This window comes from Paenibacillus sp. J31R30 (assembly GCF_059692115.1).
Genome location: NZ_JCAUAV010000003.1, coordinates 328,802 through 344,670, shown reverse-complemented (window position 1 = coordinate 344,670; position 15,869 = coordinate 328,802). Strand labels below are relative to the sequence as shown.

14 protein-coding genes are annotated in these 15,869 nt (G+C 45.4%); 2 read left to right on the top strand and 12 right to left on the bottom strand.

Features of this window, described 5'->3' with window-relative positions; genetic code table 11:
* Position 1: 1 nt before the first annotated feature.
* From AC58QO_RS13220 to AC58QO_RS13185, 8 genes are all read right to left on the bottom strand, one after another.
* Positions 2-2,146 carry a hypothetical protein gene (locus tag AC58QO_RS13220; RefSeq protein WP_497266087.1) on the bottom strand — a complete coding sequence of 715 codons (2,145 nt, stop codon included), beginning with the start codon at positions 2,144-2,146 and terminating at the stop codon, positions 2-4.
* A gap of 24 nt (positions 2,147-2,170) precedes the next feature.
* On the bottom strand, positions 2,171-3,349 hold the full coding sequence (locus tag AC58QO_RS13215) for an ABC transporter permease (protein ID WP_497266085.1): 1,179 nt from the start codon (positions 3,347-3,349) through the stop codon (positions 2,171-2,173).
* Complete coding sequence (locus AC58QO_RS13210; protein ID WP_497266083.1) at positions 3,346-4,065, bottom strand: ABC transporter ATP-binding protein; 720 nt, start codon at positions 4,063-4,065, stop codon at positions 3,346-3,348. Before AC58QO_RS13210 ends, AC58QO_RS13215 begins: the two co-directional genes overlap by 4 nt.
* Before the next feature lie 27 nt (positions 4,066-4,092).
* Positions 4,093-5,847: an efflux RND transporter periplasmic adaptor subunit gene (locus AC58QO_RS13205; RefSeq protein WP_497266081.1), complete on the bottom strand. Its 1,755-nt coding sequence runs from the start codon at positions 5,845-5,847 to the stop codon at positions 4,093-4,095.
* Between the two features lie 34 nt (positions 5,848-5,881).
* Positions 5,882-6,490 carry a hypothetical protein gene (locus tag AC58QO_RS13200; protein ID WP_497266079.1) on the bottom strand — a complete coding sequence of 203 codons (609 nt, stop codon included), beginning with the start codon at positions 6,488-6,490 and terminating at the stop codon, positions 5,882-5,884.
* 98 nt (positions 6,491-6,588) lie between these two features.
* Complete coding sequence (locus tag AC58QO_RS13195; protein ID WP_497266077.1) at positions 6,589-8,040, bottom strand: sensor histidine kinase; 1,452 nt, start codon at positions 8,038-8,040, stop codon at positions 6,589-6,591.
* Positions 8,033-8,761, bottom strand: a complete 729-nt coding sequence (locus tag AC58QO_RS13190) for a response regulator transcription factor (RefSeq protein WP_497266076.1) — start codon at positions 8,759-8,761, stop codon at positions 8,033-8,035. Before AC58QO_RS13190 ends, AC58QO_RS13195 begins: the two co-directional genes overlap by 8 nt.
* Positions 8,758-9,291, bottom strand: a complete 534-nt coding sequence (locus AC58QO_RS13185) for a DUF309 domain-containing protein (protein ID WP_497266074.1) — start codon at positions 9,289-9,291, stop codon at positions 8,758-8,760. Before AC58QO_RS13185 ends, AC58QO_RS13190 begins: the two co-directional genes overlap by 4 nt.
* 176 nt (positions 9,292-9,467) lie before the next feature.
* Here AC58QO_RS13185 and AC58QO_RS13180 point away from each other — a divergent pair, with 176 nt between their 5' ends.
* Positions 9,468-11,390 (top strand): glycosyl hydrolase family 18 protein, encoded by a 1,923-nt coding sequence (locus tag AC58QO_RS13180; RefSeq protein WP_497266072.1) that lies wholly within the window; start codon positions 9,468-9,470, stop codon positions 11,388-11,390.
* A gap of 184 nt (positions 11,391-11,574) precedes the next feature.
* Here AC58QO_RS13180 and AC58QO_RS13175 read toward each other — a convergent pair whose 3' ends face one another.
* Complete coding sequence (locus AC58QO_RS13175; RefSeq protein ID WP_497266071.1) at positions 11,575-11,793, bottom strand: hypothetical protein; 219 nt, start codon at positions 11,791-11,793, stop codon at positions 11,575-11,577.
* A gap of 195 nt (positions 11,794-11,988) precedes the next feature.
* Here AC58QO_RS13175 and AC58QO_RS13170 point away from each other — a divergent pair, with 195 nt between their 5' ends.
* Positions 11,989-12,147, top strand: a complete 159-nt coding sequence (locus tag AC58QO_RS13170) for a DUF1540 domain-containing protein (protein ID WP_497266069.1) — start codon at positions 11,989-11,991, stop codon at positions 12,145-12,147.
* A gap of 280 nt (positions 12,148-12,427) precedes the next feature.
* Here the strand turns inward: AC58QO_RS13170 and AC58QO_RS13165 are convergent, their stop codons facing one another.
* The 3 genes from AC58QO_RS13165 to AC58QO_RS13155 all read right to left on the bottom strand — a co-directional run bounded on the left by AC58QO_RS13165 (position 12,428) and on the right by AC58QO_RS13155 (position 15,866).
* Positions 12,428-13,666, bottom strand: coding sequence for a ComEC/Rec2 family competence protein (locus AC58QO_RS13165; RefSeq protein WP_497266067.1), 1,239 nt, complete (start codon positions 13,664-13,666; stop codon positions 12,428-12,430).
* A gap of 122 nt (positions 13,667-13,788) precedes the next feature.
* On the bottom strand, positions 13,789-14,370 hold the full coding sequence (locus AC58QO_RS13160) for a histidine phosphatase family protein (RefSeq protein ID WP_497266065.1): 582 nt from the start codon (positions 14,368-14,370) through the stop codon (positions 13,789-13,791).
* A gap of 80 nt (positions 14,371-14,450) precedes the next feature.
* Entirely contained in the window at positions 14,451-15,866 is a 1,416-nt protein-coding gene (locus AC58QO_RS13155; protein ID WP_497266063.1) for an MBL fold metallo-hydrolase, read from the bottom strand.
* Positions 15,867-15,869: the final 3 nt, after the last annotated feature.

Genomic DNA, 15,869 nt, shown 5'->3' with positions numbered 1-15,869 from the left:
ATTAAGGATTAATCGTTTTGATTAATCGTTTCGCGTCTCCATTTGGTGTGGAAACAACTTCATAAATGTTGAAATACGAGCCTGAAGTAATTTGTTCCGATCTTATGTTTGTAAATTCAAGGAATTGAACGCCTGACAAAATTCTTTGCTGACCAGTAAAGGTCATTGATTTGGAACTCAATAAGCGTCCTTCTGAATCCACTACTTCAAACACGAGCGTGGAGAAATTCGCATCCGTGATCACTTGTGCTTGGCGCTGTACATCCAGGTCTAAACGCAAACGGTATGCATACGAGGAATCTTTATTATACGTAGTGCTTAGCGAATAATCATCAAAATTAATCGTAAATGGATATACCGAAATTGGACCCGTTTTTGGAACAGGCAACACTTCCGCTTTGTAAGAGCCAACAGCCAAACGATTCGTATCGTACAGATTCAGCGCAAGCTTATCCGCATCCTCGCTATCAGGTACCATGTACGAGTAGCTAAGGACATAACTAGTGTTAGGCGCGATACTTTTTGCCGCATTGGTTTGACGAACACCTGCATACGTATAGCCATCTTCGTTCGTTAAATCAGTTTGGAAATCCGGAAGTGTCAATGTCGACGTTCCTTTATTTGTTAATTTATATTTTCCAACGACTGTCTTATAACCAAAGTCTGTGTTTACACTCATCCCCAACTCAACGAGCGACATATCCATGTTGGAATCGAAGTTATTCGTTGATGTTAATTTAAAGGAATCGCCGATCTTATAATCTTGCGCAGCAGCATAGGAGCTGGACTCACCAGCAACTTCGGCCCCAGCAAGCGATGTAATGGCAACTGGCAGGGATACGGCTTGTTTCGAACTATCCGTGTTACCCGTGTTACCAGCGTTCCCCGTACCACCAGCACCTGTTTGTGGTGTTGTGGAAGCAGCGGAAGCTTGTTTCTCCAACACGACAAGCTGCAAGGCTTCTGCGCTAAGAGAAGCAGGCACTACACCTTGGTAACGGAATGTTGTTGACTCATTTGGTGATAAATACGCAGTTCGCACTGTATTGTCACTTGATGTCACGCCAACATTGCCACGACTCGCTTGAAACTCCGCAGTCAAGTTAGGAATCGTTACAATTCCTTCACTATCGTTCGTCAAGGTCACATTCGCTTGAACGTGAAGTCCATCCGATTGTTGGGTGGCCGATGCCCATGAAGTCGAAATAACGAGACCATTCAGATCTTCGTTGGCTTCTGTATTCGGGTAAGCCACTTTGTCGGTTATTCGGCCTACTGCGAAGGTTTTCGCTGCATTCAAAGTGCCGAGTACCGTCGTTTTTACCTTGCCCTTAGGTGAGAATAACAAGGACAATTTATTCGTATCCAGCGAAGCGGGCACAGCAGCCTGTAGTTTCACTGTCACAGGCTGCTCAGGAAGCAATGCGCCTACACTTGTAACAAACTGTGCGCTATACGTCAGCCCTTTACTGTCTTGGAAATTGAGCTCTAAGGCCTCTGGAAGCTTTACACTGGAGCTGCTTTCATTAGCCAAGGTAAGATCCGTGTACACCATCCACACGCCATCTTTATAGACTTTATAACTTTGTCCTAGTTTCGCGGTTACTAAGACCTCTTCAGCCAATGTGGTGTCAATCTCTTTTAAATTAATAACAGCTTGCTGCTCCAGCGCTTGACCTGCTTCAACCATGGCAGATTCAACGGAAAGTGCTCCTATGTCTGAAGTCGAGTTATAATTCCATTGGAAAATATCAACCTTCAGATCAGCCGGTTTAAGATTGCTTGGAATTTCTGACGTAAACTTAAATGTTCCCGTCTCTCCTGCCTTCACGCGTGCAACGACTTTCTCATTGAGCTTCGCTGTATAGGTAATGCCATTCGTATCGATGACTTTAACGCCATAGTTATTGAAGTCCACTACAGAATTACTATTGTTATTCAATCCTAGTGAGAAACGAAGCGAGCCATCCTCGGCTCCTACCGATAACGACACTTTGTCCAAAGTAAAGTAGACGGAATCACTGAGAAATACGCCTTCCTTGCCAGCGAAAGCTGAAGTTGCCAGAGGAAGTGTTAGGAAGCTAGCAGCGGTTAGCATAAGAGCCGTACGGCTGAGCAGACGTTTCATCTTACGTTGTTGATTCACAGGGAGTCCTCCTTGTAGTTAGATTTAGTCAGAACGTAATGCGTCAATCGGACGCAGCTTGGATGCTTTGTTAGCCGGATATAAGCCGAAAACCACACCGACTAATACAGAGAATAAGAAGGAATAAAGGCCTACATCAAATGAAAGACTGGTTGACTGCTTCGGGCTAAAATATGGCAAGGCATATGAGAATCCAATGCCGATTAGCAGCCCAATTAGACCACCCATGCCGCTGATTACGACCGCTTCCACGAGGAATTGAAGCAAAATATTTCGACGCTTAGCGCCAATCGATTTGCGAATCCCGATCTCTCGTGTACGTTCACTAACCGTAACTAGCATAATATTCATGATCCCAATTCCCCCGACGAGCAGGGAAATCAAGGCAACCGCCACTAATTGATTCGTAAGTGTATTGGTTGCTTCAGTCCGTGCTTTCAATAGCTCGTCCTGATTCGTTAAAACAAAGCCGGTTTCGCTTTTGAACTTATAGGTCAAGTACTGTTTCATGGTCTCTTGAGCGGTATAAATATCGTCTTTCGTAGGAGCTTCTACGTAGGTTGTTCGAATTTGCCCCAGCTTGAATTGACGCCTAGCAGATTCTAACGGCACGATAACGGAGCTATCTACAGAAGCACCACCAATATTTGAACCCTTTTCTTTGAGCGTTCCAATGACATTGAAAACAACCCCATCAATATTGATGTTTTCGCCGACCGGGTTCAGCGTACCAAAGAATTTTTTCGTCACTTCGCTGCCCAAAATAGCGACATTTGAACGAAACTCGAGATCAGTTGGCGACAGATTCCGACCTTTGTCAATTTTTGCTTTGATAATGTCGAAATAACGGTCATTCGTTCCTAACACATTATATTTTTCCTGAGTACGATCATATTTGATATTGGAGCCGTTCTTCGACATTGTCGGGGCAATCGATTTGAATTCCGGAAAATTCTCGAAATTCATAAGATCATCATAGCTTAACTGCGTTGCACGTCCGTTACCCGTAGCAGTGACGACGAGCAAATTCGTTCCCATGTTCTCATATTGCTTCGCAATAGCTTCCGAAGTTCCTTGCCCGATGGAAACGAGTGTTACGACAGAGCTTACGCCAATAATGACGCCTAGCATGGTCAGAAATGTACGCAAAGGACTTGAAATAATCGTCCGAAGCGACATCCGGATCAGTTCACTTACCTTCATACGCTCACCTCTTGCTGCAACGGGCTCTTCTTCGTGTCATTTCGATAATCATCCACAATGACACCATCTCGAAGTGCAACGACCCGCTTCGCATTGTCCGCAATATGATGGTCATGCGTGATGAGGACAATGGTGTTGCCTTGCGCATTAAGCTGCAGGATAAGCTCCAGCACTTCCTCACCTGTCCGCGAATCCAAGGCACCTGTCGGCTCATCTGCCAAAATCAGCGATGGCGAAATCGCGAGTGCACGCGCGATCGCTACCCGCTGCTGCTGACCGCCTGACAGCTCACTTGGCCGATGATGACCACGTTCGCCCATCCCGAGCATTTTCAACATGGCATTCGCTCGTTCCTTGCGCTCTTTCTTCGAAATGCCTGCGTAGATCATCGGAAGCTCCACGTTTTCCATCGCCGTTAAGCGTGGAAGCAGATTAAATTGCTGGAAAATAAAGCCGATCTTCTGATTTCTAAGCTCGGCCAGCTCGTTATCACTCATGCGCTCCGTTACTACGCCGTCCAGTGTGTAGCTGCCTGAGGTCGGTACATCCAACAAGCCGATCGTGTTCATTAAAGTTGATTTCCCTGATCCGCTGGGGCCGATAATGGCAACGAAATCACCATCGGCAACAGTTAACGATATGTTTCGCAGAATGGGAAGATCTTCCTCACCGCGCCTATAGGTTTTCGTAATATCTTTCAGTTCAATGATATTCATCCTGCAATAGCTCCTTTCAGGGCAGCATTATCTGTTACCGCCACCGGCATTACCGCCACCTGTGGTACGCTGTACATTACCGCCTCCGGCATTACCACCACCGGCTGCTCCGCCAGCACCACCTGCTCCGCCTTGCTGGAAGCCAGCACCGCCACCGCCAAAGCCACCTGCTCCACCGGCACCGCCGCCTTGCTGGAATTGCTGTCTTAAGCGATTAATCTCGTCTTGACTTAAATTTTGCTGTCTTCTCACAGCAGCAGGCAATACGACTTTATCGCCTTCTTTAAGACCTTCCGTGATCTCAATTTGCGTTGTAGAACGAATACCAATTTTCACTTCATGTTCTGGTTCTGATGTTCCATCCGCTTTCTTCACCGTTACAACTCGTTTACCACGTTGCAGTTGAAGTGCTTCAGGCGGGATATAAAGGACATCTTTCTTATCTTGAATCAAAATTTCGCCTGTTGCCGTCATGCCATATTTCAACAAATTGTCTTTATTCTCTGTAGCCAGGATTACATCATAGAAAGTTACACCGTTCGTTGTTGTACCAACTGTAGATACTTGTGTCACTTCTGCCGGGAAGGTGCGTCCTGGGAAGGAATCAACCTTAATCTCCGCTTTCATCCCAACTTTAATATTCGGTAAATCAAGCTCATCCACTTGAACCGGAAGCTGCATTTTGGCAAAGCTTGCCACAGTACCAAATTGAGTACCGCTTGAAACCCTTGTACCCGGTCGGAAATTGCTAAGAATATCTACTTTTTTATTTACGAAATCTGTTGAGAATACACCGTCAAATGGAGCAAGAATTTTCAGTGCGTTCACGCGATCTTGTGCCGCATCAACTTTCAACTTCTGACGATCAAGTGCAGCTTGCGCCGTAGTTATATCATCGTCTAAGGTGTCATTTATGAAGGAGGCCAGCAGATCACCTTTATGTACAATTACACCTGTTTTGAAAAGCATTGTAGAGATACTGCCCGTCGTTCCTGCAAGTATTGTAGCAACCTGCACGTACTGAAGCGCTGCTTTCCCTTGCGAATCAACCGTACGTCCGCCTATGGTCGCAGATCCCATTACGTTCAAACCTGCATCCATGGAATTGTCATTCTTAATTTGAATATCGATATCGAATAGCTTGCCGCCTTTACCATCCGATTTCGGGTCTTTGGAAATAGCATTAATCGTTCCTGTTTTGGTGATCATGAAGCCATCTACCGTTAAGTCTACGGTATCACCTTTATGTAATTGCGCAGCATCCTCCACCAAGAATGGCAGGGTAACTGTTAGCGTACTCGCATCGCCTATCGTGGCGATTTTCGTTGCTTTATTAATCGTAGCGCCGACATCAATATTGGCATACGTTAATTTCCCGCTGATTGGCGCATTAACGCCCATGATTCCTTTTTGTTGTTGCTTCGTGTTCAAATCTTTCTCCAGTTGCTCATAGGTCACTTTGGCATCTTGCAGATCGTTTTCCAAGTTTGAGCTTGTCAACTCAATCAGAACATCTCCCGCTTTAACCGCTTGATTACGTGTCAGGTTAATCGATTTGATGCTAGCATTTTCCGTTGATGAAATCGTTTGTGTATCCTTGGGCTCAAACTGGGCTGTACCCGATACTGAGGATCGGATGTTCCCTTTTTTCACATCAACCGTTACTTCTTTCGCCTCTGCTGTCTTAGTCTTCTTGCCTTTTGCTAAATAAGCATAGGAACCACCAGCACAAACGCATATTGCCACAATCACGATGAACCATTTACTGCGAAAAAATTTCATTCTGATACTTCCCCCTTAGCATTTGTACACTGTCCTACGACTTCGAGACCAATAATTCAATTAATTGCTGCTCAACGCTAATCCCCAATCCACGTGAATCCGGAGATGATGCATCGCTGTTCACATGCCCTAAGACACCAGCTTCAACTTGATGTTCAACCTTCCGCCTTCTTTCGAAAGCGTTTACATACCGCTCCCTCTCCGCTGCCGACAACGCTTCCTTATGAGTGTTCATTCGTTCAGCTATGCGCATCTTCAATTGCTTCGATTGTTCATCCAGATAAGCTTTCTGGTCAATCGTTAACACATGGATGACTGCTCTTCGTTCGGATTCGTCGATGCTTCCTTCTTCTTCACTTTTGCGTACAATGGGCAAAATAGCATGAGCTTGTTCAGCAGTCAATGCTAGTAAAGGTTGGCGATCCATCACAATCAACCCTTGGAATAGCATAACCAGCTGCCGTTCACTCACATTCTGTACATCGTCAGCCGTTGGAAGCTCTTGCGTGACTGGAACAGCAGCAGACATAGACGGGATCACAGTAATAGAGGGCCCAGCTTGTCCGGTTCCCTGACTAGTACAACCGACTATCAAGAAGGTCGTGAGGATTACACACAGCAAGCCATTGCGTGTACGGCTCAACTTACATACACCTCCACAAAAAAACCTATCCATCAGCAACAGGATAGGCGAAAAATGTGTATGAAGTATGATAATAATGTGACGAAATTGTGAACAATTCAAAAATTTCTTGGGAATACGATCCGAAACTCCGTGCCTTCCCCGATCCGAGAGCGGGCAGTAATGACGCCATTCATTCCCGTGACCAGATGCTTGACGATGGTTAGTCCTAGTCCCGTTCCCGAAATACCGTCCGATTTGGACGTTCTAGCTTCATCCGCCTTATAAAAGCGATCCCATATCCGCGATAATTCCGCAGCACTCATTCCAGACCCCGTGTCTCGAATATACAAATGGACTTCCTTCTCGTGCTCTTCCACAGCAACGGTTAACATTCCCCCCTCAGGGGTGAATTTCAATGAATTATACATTAAATTATGGATGATTTGAGCGAAGCGATCCGGATCTAACTGCACCTGGCTGCCTTCCCCACTCTCCTCAGGCAGAATAAGATGCAACGAAATGAGTTTCTCCGCAATGGCGGGCTTTAGAAGCTCAAGCGAGTCTTCCACTAACTCGACCATATCAACAGGACGTAATCGGAAGACATCTGCCCCATTTTGAATTTGCGCAAGATCCAAAAGATCTGTTACCAGACGTTGCAACCGCTGCACTTCTTGATCACAAATGTGTAAATAATGCGGGTACTTCTCCTGCGGGATAATGTGATCATTCATCGCAACGATGAATCCTCTCAACGTTGTGAGCGGCGATCTAAGCTCATGAGAGACATTGGCGAGAAATTCTTGCCGCGTTTCCTCCCACTCCTCCAATTTCTCCACCATAAAGTTAAAGCTCTTAGCAAGCTGTCCAACTTCATCCTGTGAGGTGACGGGAACTCGTGTCTTGAAATCACCATGAGCCAACTCTAATGCGGCACGATTCATCTGCTGAAGCGGACCTGCGAGTTTACGGGAAACGATGAACAGAATAAAGCCGACCGCAATGAGTGAAAAAAGAAGCGGCAACAATATGTTCAACCGCACGGCTGAAATAACTTCTCGAATATCACCTGCTGGGAAATGAAGAATAATGACCACGGGCTGATCGTTTAATTGATAGGGAGCATAGTAAGCAAATAAAGTTCTGCTCCCGTCTTGGGTGTCCAAGCTAATCATGGTATGCCCTGAATGACCATGCAAGCCATCAATAAATAAGGCATCCATCTGCTTAGGGATCGCTCTTCCCTCACCGTCTGAAGAACCGTTGGTGATATTCCCTTTCTCATCTACGACCCAGACTTGTCCGTTAATACTTCTGGCGAGAATGCGAACCGTATATTTCAACTCACGAATGGAAATCGTGCCATCCTGAACCGAGTTTAACAATCGGATAACTTCTGTATTCCGTTTTTCCAAAAGCTCGATTTTATCTTTATAAAAAAGATCTGTGAAGTAATAATTCCAAAAAACGAATAAACCAATAAAGAACAACACACAAGTCGCGAGGAAGGAGAGGAAAATTTTAATATATAAGCTATTGTATCTCCCCGATTTCCAACGCTTAAGCATGCTGAACGACCTCGAACGAATATCCAATGCCCCAGAGGGTTTGAATGTTCCAGGTCTCATGCTGACCTAGCTTCTTTCTCAGGTTTTTCACATGAGCATCAACCGTCCGAGTCCCCCCGGAAAAATCAAAATTCCACACATACCCAAGCAAATCCTCACGCGTAAAGACACGTCCTGGATTACTCATTAAGAAAAACAACAGCTCGATTTCCTTCGGGGTCAGCTCAATCCGACAGCCTCCAACCGTTACGCGATATTGCTCTAAGTCGATCATAATATTGCCAATTTCCAACCATTTGCGTGGCGAGCTTTGCGGCTGTGACATATCGGCAGGCATTTGTAAAGTCCTACGAAGTACAGCCTTAATACGCGCAATGAGCTCATTCGGATCGAATGGCTTGACTAAATAATCGTCGACACCCAAATTAAATCCTCTGAGCTTGTCCAGGGACTCGCCTTTCGCAGTAAGGAAAATTATCGGAGTGTGATGATGCGGTGCATCCATTTTGCGAATTTGCTCACATAACTCATAGCCGGAAACATCCGGAAGCATAATGTCAAGCAGCACCAGATTAGGCCTTTCACTCATGATCGTTTTGAGGACATCTCCGCCGCGAAACAACTGAATCGCTTCGAACTTCGAATGCTCCAAGTACAACCTAACAACCTCAGAAATATTGGGTTCATCTTCAACGACTAGAATTTTGCCTTCTGAACTCATTCCATGCCACCTAATTCCTTCCGAATGATTTGTTGGCGAGCTCTCTCTTCAATAACCTCCGACCGATCTCTCCGCGTATGCTTATGAACAATCATTTCATCTGACATCCGACTTGGGGCTTGCCAGCTCCACCCTTTTTGCCCGCATAATTCAAGGCACAAGTGCAGCAGCTCGGGATCAGCAATTGGTAAATTCATATCCTCAAACTGATAGTCATCCCGCACGATCGCCTGCCAAACTTGCTCAATTCTGGCTTGCAGTTCAATGTCATCCAAGCCCAACGTTCGCACATCCTCAGCTTGCAGGTTCTTTGCTGCACTTTGCAGCATTTTCACAGCCCCAACGTAATTCCCTCTTCGACTATGGTACATCCCGACCGCAATTTGGATAAGCCCAACGTAAGTTAGCCTTGCTGGATCTTTGGGATTTTCTTTCCAATATTCTTCCATAACTTCATGACATTCGAAATAATCCCGCTCTCCGTGAAAATAACATAAATAATCGGTGTATGCCTCTGGATATTGCGTCATATAAATTCCCCTCACCTTAAGTTCATCACGGTAAACCATTCTCTCTCATGTTACTAAAAAGTCGGGACATCGTCCAACTTCACCATTTATCCATGAACTTCCATCAGAACGAAACCGCAACCAATCTACCATTTCATACGTCCAATAGAGTAGCTTAGTAGAAAGAGGCGGAATGAATGAAAATTGGTAAATGGTTACTCACGGGCACCTTAATTCTTTCAATGACTGTGCCTTCCACTGTTCTCGCAGCAAGCAACACTGGAACAAGCACAGATAAAACGACGAAATACCGTGTCTATCAGTACAACCAGGTGCTCATGGAATTTGCAACCTACTCTGGGGCCGAAGCCTATGCGAAATGGTTCTCGAACAGCCACGTCGAAGAAATCGGCACACGTACTTGGGTGTGGAGCAATCTCCCTCGTTACCAGGTGTATCAACAGGATGTAACGTTGCCTGAATGGCAATTCGCCACCTTGAATGAGGCCATCTCCGAGGCTAAAAAATGGACGAATGCAAGCGTGCGTGATTTGCAATCCACGGGATGGGTTTGGAACAATTATGCCCGTTTCCAAGTCTATCAAAATGAAATTACACTAGATTCTTGGAAGTTTACGAGTCTAACAGAGGCGATCGCCGAAGCTAAGAAATGGGGCAGCGCTCATATTATCGATTTGAACTCGAATGGGTGGGTTTGGGATAACCTCCCCCAAGCTGAGAAGGCTGCAAACAGCGCTGGCAGCGTTCAATACAACGTGTATCAAGGAACATATACAGCTCCGAATTGGGGATTTGCTTCCTTAGAAGATGCCATCCATGAGGCCCTCAAGTGGGGAAATTCCACGGTCGTCAATATTAACTCCAAAAAAACCGTTTACAGCAATCTTAAAGGTTATAAAGTGTTTCAAAATGACGCCTTCCTCCAGGAATTTACTTCCTTAGACGACGCCATTAGTTATGCAAAGCTATGGGGACATAGCTCAATTATCCGGGAAGGTCGTAAAATTTGGAACAACTATGCGTCCTATCAAGTGTTTCAAAGCTCCAACCTCATTGGCGAGTTCAAAACCTTACCTGAAGCCTTATCTTATGGTAAACAATATAGCAATGCATCTATTCAAACTTTAGAGCGCCGTATGCTATGGGATAATTTCAAAAAGCTGCAAGTGTGGGGCTGGAACGGCAGTTCAGGCGCGGAAACGATTAAAGCACATGTAACGAATACGATTGGTCTAGACGTGGATTCACCTTCTTATTTCGAATTGGCAGATGCTGCGGGTAACCTGAAGGATACGTCCAATGCTGACACCGTCAAATGGCTGCAAAAAAACGGATACACCGTTTATCCCTTAGTTAGCAATCAATTCAGCTCCTCCTTAACAACACAGTTTCTTGCAGACAGTTCCGCACAGGATAAGTTTATTACGGCTTTGGTGGGCCGCTCCGTGCAGCTTGGCGTTCCAGGGATCAATGTGGATTTCGAAAGCTTAGCAGGTTCGGATCGTAATGCATTTACAGCATTTGTATCAAAATTAACAGCCTCCGCGCATGCCAACGGATTAATTATTTCCATTGACTTGCCGCGCGGCAGCGTGAAATGGAATCATCTTTCTGCTTTTGACCATGAAAAGCTTGGCGCAATTGTCGATTACATCGTGATCATGGCATACGATCAATACTGGCGCGGAAGCACGTCGCCTGGCTCAGTTGCAGGTATTCCGTGGGCTGATGGGGGTATTCAAGAGTTCCTTTCTTATGGGATTCCGCGGGACAAAATCATTCTAGGCATCCCTTACTATGTACGTGAATGGCAGCTGGATGCGAAAGGCGCATTAGTCGGTAACCGCACCGTGCTCATGAAAGACATTCCTGCTTTAATGGCTTCCAAATCGACCACGCAAACGTGGGACAAAGAGTTTGGTCAATATAAACTCGAGTACAAAGAGAATGGATTCACTTATGTGCTTTGGGTGGAGAATCAAGATTCCGTCACAGCTCGTATGGACCTCGCGAAGAAATATGACATCACTGGCGTCGCGGCTTGGCGTTTAGGGTATGATTCAGCTGATTTGTGGCAGGCTGTGCTTCAGAAGAAGTAGGGTGATTGGTAGTTCAAGTTTGTAGTAAACCTGAGGTATGTGCAATAAATAAAGGCTTCTGAGGTATGTGCAACAGAAAACGTCTTCTGTGGTATGTGCAATAAATAAATATTTCTGTGATATGTACAACAAACACCTGAGTTAGGAGAGCTCCTTTTCTCAGGTGTTTTTGTTTAAAAAATGATTATAAGAATCCCCATTGGTTAAACGTCGTCTCCGTCCCGCAATCCGCGCAGTACTTCGCATCTGCTTTATTGACCTTATTACAACCCTTATGCATCAGGGATTTCTCTTTCGTACATTTATTCTTGAGCGGCGCCCCACAACGTATGCAGTATCTGTCTTCTTTCTCCGCAACGTACTTGCATCTGACACAGGTTTGAAGCTCTTTTTTCTCGGCCATATCTTCATCCCCTTGAAGTCTTTGATATGCTACTTCAAGTATATTCTCGACACGGTTACACTTGTTCCTAGTTCGTTTTCATTTCAACCTCAATCTCATTTGACTCAAAAAGGGATTTGAATAAGTATTTTTAGCTCCATGTATAAAAAGAGGTCCCTTTCGCCCACCCTATGAGGTAGGGGAGGTGAAAAGGACATGGCAAAAGATGTTATGTGTGAAGTAAATTCCTGCAAATACTGGGCCAACGGCAACAAATGCAACGCTAGCTCGATTGCGATCGTGAGCCACCACGGTAGTAATCAAGCTCGTAATTCAGAAGAGACCGATTGTAAAACATTCGAATCCAAAGTTTAATTCAGCTTTGGCACGAATCAAGATCCAGATGTGATTAGAACGTGAGTTGAAAAGAGGCCTTCTTGGCCTCTTTTTACGTTTCTACGTCTATTGTAACCAATAATGATAATTATTATCAGTGTTGTTGAAAGAGATTTTCGAGATTTTAAAGTTCTTCGCGGTTTTCGGGGTCCTCTAGGTCCTTGATATCTTGCGTCAGCACTTGGCAAGCGAAGTTCTGGCACACATACGCCTTACCCCTACCAACCACCAAGCGGCAGTAGTCAATTTACCAATGATTCTACGGTTGTGTTATTGTGAGATCCGTACCGCCAAATTCAACATTTACATTTCCTGATTTGATTGTTGATCCGGTCCAGTTAAGCAGTGCATAATTATTTGCTTTCAGGGCATCAATGATCCTATTATCAGTTCCGCCGCCTTTTCCACTTAAAAAGTACATTTTCTGCAGAACGGTACTATTCAAAGTTTCCTTCAGCGTGCTGGTAGCGTCTGTCAAATCTGCAGAAGTCGGGTTCGTTATATGATGGTTATCATAATAAGCATTCACTATGTCATTATAGCTATTAGTAACAATCGCATACTTAGGATTGAGGGTGCTAGCGATTGAGTCCGGCATGAGACTAAAATAGAAACCATGATGCGCAACCTGATAAACGCTTATATTTCCTACGATTTCTTCTATTTTTTTCCCAACTTCGTAAGAATAATTTTGATTACTATTCTCGCCTACGTCAGCACCCAAGTAAGTTCTGAAATTTGTTCCAGTACTTGTTGTGCACTTTAACAACAAAGTTGCTGCGTTCAAGTTTTCATCCCATTTATTGGATGACAATTGTTCTATTATAGACTCGTGATTCCAGTCGTTTCCATTAAACCATGTCATTGTAAATTTACCAAATGTAATCGTATCAAATAAGCCAACGGAGACATAGCTGCCTTGTGCATTTTTAGTAAACTTCTCAATTTTCGCCTTGAATTTGTTAGCGGATAAACCTCTAAGCTCCGATAAGGATCCAACATCATTGTCGAAGGCTTCATAAGGCTTTATTTTACCGATCGGCATGTTTTTAGCTTTCGCTGCAGCTATGATCGTATTAGCTCTGTTGGCAATACTGGCTTCACCGGAATAATTTGAAGCGGCATCTGCTACGTCTTTTAGATAGAGTGTCGTGTTGGCATCCCCAAAACTAGCGATTGCAGCTTCGGCACCACCTGCATGATCCCCATGCATATGTGAGAAGGCGATAAAAGACAATTTTGTCGATCCAAGTACTGAGGTTAAGTATGGCGCAACATAAGTTGTGTAATCTCCACTCGTTCCCGTGTCAACCAATCCATAGCTTGCCGTAGTACCACTAATTGTTTTAATCAGAGTAGCATTTCCTTTTTCACCAAGGTTGATAAAATAAACACCAGCTTCAGCAGGAGCAGCTGCAAATGATGTTACATTTAACATAAGCAAACTCATACACAATAGGACAACCGCTGCAATTTTCATTCTCAATTTTGTTTTCATAATAATACTCTCCTCTATATGAGATGAATTCGAAAAATTAAGCTGAATGTATGCTTCCCGGATGCAAAAAGAGCCGGCCATCACTTCACCCGATAACCGACTCTTTTAATCGTGTGTCGGTATTAATTCTCAGACAAGTGTCTGACACAATCATACAGCAAATACTCCGACTTCTCGCCGCTATTCAGGATCGTAGTGACGGACGTATTGCGCAATTCGTTACCAGTTGACTCGTCTTTCATTAATTCCTTAAAGGTTTGTCCAAGGAAATAACCGTGAGTGACGACAAGCACCCTCCGACCAGGATACCGCGAAGCGATATCCCGAACAAAGTCGATTCCGCGCGCACGCATTGACTCATGGGTTTCCTGGCCCATATCGAGCTCGTTCCAGTTCTCTCCCCATCGAGCAACCCGCTCCTCTTCAATCGTGTCGGCGATTTTTCCTCTATCCATTTCACGCAGCCGGACATCGAATAAGTCAACCGGCTTGCCGATTGCGGCAGAAATAATTTCTGCTGTTTCTCGGGCTCTTCTTAAATCACTTGAGATGAAGACGTCCCACTGCTCTTCGGAGAGCCGTTTGGCAACTAACGCCGCTTGCGCTCTCCCCGTTTCATTCAACGGATTCTGCGTATGGCCCTGTGCTCTCTTCTCCAAATTGTGATCGGTCATGCCGTGTCTGACGAAAGTAATCGTGGTCATCGTCTTCTGCTCCCTCAGATGTCTTTATTTCCTTATATGTACTTCGGTAAAGCAAGTTTGCTAGGGCTGAGACGGTTCAATTATCGGTTATCGGCGCTGAGGGCGGAAGCAAGGATCGAAGCCACTGTCACCGTCTCTCCCTTTTGCGGAAAATACGCGTTAATTCCTCTCGTATTTTGCGACCTTGGATGGCGGCTGTGCAGTGTAATAACCGTTTTAGGAGCTACACGCTCGATCATATCGGCGATAGCTTCTGGATGCGCGTGCCCCCCGTTGCACAACGAATGGCCGGTAATTCCGAAAGTTTTCAAATATTTCGCCACATCAGCATGATCGAGCTTAACGCTATAATCGGATTGAATGAAATGCGAAAGCCCCTGTAAATCGCCAAGTGTTTCCAGTTCAATCATATGGGCAAGATCGGGAAATTTATAAAAGTAGACATATTGGTTTTTCCGCTCGGCCATTTTCTCCAAGGAAATCGTCTTGTAAGGTACCTGCATCCTGTCCGTTATTGTCGCGTCGAGGACTTGAATATCCGCGCCAAGCGCGAGATGCCCTTCCAGAATGCGCAGACACTCTCGATTTGCCCTATGCCAGATGAGGGCATGGGAAGCCTCCATGACAACTTTCCGCCCTTTCTCTACTGCTATGGCAATCATGTCGGCCATTCGCTCCAGATCCCGTGGCGACATTTGCAGGTAAATAAGTCCTCCCGCTTCATCCACAATATCGGCATAACGGGACAACAGCTCGACTTCCGTCATTTGGTTGGACAGCACAGCAGACTGGTCCGCAGTAAGACGCGTTCCTTCCGTAATTAACAGGTCGATCCGCTTATCACGGCAAAGCTCGATGAACCGGTCGATCCGCTCCGGATGCTTGCCTTGAGTCCGCCAATCTCCCGTATAAGCGATTTTGTGGTCGCCGCCATCTATAATAATACCCGCCGCCCCAGTAGCATTATGGTCCATCTCGACAATCTGCATCGTAAATTCGCCGAAATCAACAACGCTCAGATCGTCGCACACCGTAATACGTGCCGCAGTATCCGGAGAATGGCCCCCCGCAACCATTCCGCGGTACAGGGAATGAGCGTCGTGATTTATGTAGATGGGAATATCCGGGTTGGCATAAGGAAGAACGGCCATATGATCCGTATGCATATGTCCGATAAACAAACTGATCCCTTCGTAATGAGGAAAATCACTGTCTCCCCAAGAACGACGTACCATCGCCATATCCAGTTTCTTGATATGTTTCGGGTCGTACAGCTCAAGTAGAGGGGCGGTCATTCCGCCAAGCAAGAACTGTCGCAGCTCTCGGCCGGGCGTTGCTCCTACCGGCTCGTACAGCGTCAGCTGTTTGGGGAACAGCAGGCTGCTGTGCTCGACACCGAAGTCGAAGAAAACAGCCTGTTCACCTTTTCCGTAAAGAACCTGTACGCCTCCCGATTCACCTACCCCGCCAAAAAAAGTTAATTGCCCTTTGTGCATAAT

Coding starts and splice junctions, on each gene's coding strand:
- AC58QO_RS13175 (WP_497266071.1), bottom strand. CDS start 11,793: ATGGCCGAGAAAAAAGAGCTTCAAACCTGTGTCAGATGCAAGTACGTT.
- AC58QO_RS13155 (WP_497266063.1), bottom strand. CDS start 15,866: ATGCACAAAGGGCAATTAACTTTTTTTGGCGGGGTAGGTGAATCGGGA.
- AC58QO_RS13210 (WP_497266083.1), bottom strand. CDS start 4,065: ATGAATATCATTGAACTGAAAGATATTACGAAAACCTATAGGCGCGGT.
- AC58QO_RS13170 (WP_497266069.1), top strand. CDS start 11,989: ATGGCAAAAGATGTTATGTGTGAAGTAAATTCCTGCAAATACTGGGCC.
- AC58QO_RS13165 (WP_497266067.1), bottom strand. CDS start 13,666: ATGAAAACAAAATTGAGAATGAAAATTGCAGCGGTTGTCCTATTGTGT.
- AC58QO_RS13180 (WP_497266072.1), top strand. CDS start 9,468: ATGAAAATTGGTAAATGGTTACTCACGGGCACCTTAATTCTTTCAATG.
- AC58QO_RS13185 (WP_497266074.1), bottom strand. CDS start 9,291: ATGACGCAATATCCAGAGGCATACACCGATTATTTATGTTATTTTCAC.
- AC58QO_RS13160 (WP_497266065.1), bottom strand. CDS start 14,370: ATGACCACGATTACTTTCGTCAGACACGGCATGACCGATCACAATTTG.
- AC58QO_RS13190 (WP_497266076.1), bottom strand. CDS start 8,761: ATGAGTTCAGAAGGCAAAATTCTAGTCGTTGAAGATGAACCCAATATT.
- AC58QO_RS13195 (WP_497266077.1), bottom strand. CDS start 8,040: ATGCTTAAGCGTTGGAAATCGGGGAGATACAATAGCTTATATATTAAA.
- AC58QO_RS13205 (WP_497266081.1), bottom strand. CDS start 5,847: ATGAAATTTTTTCGCAGTAAATGGTTCATCGTGATTGTGGCAATATGC.
- AC58QO_RS13215 (WP_497266085.1), bottom strand. CDS start 3,349: ATGAAGGTAAGTGAACTGATCCGGATGTCGCTTCGGACGATTATTTCA.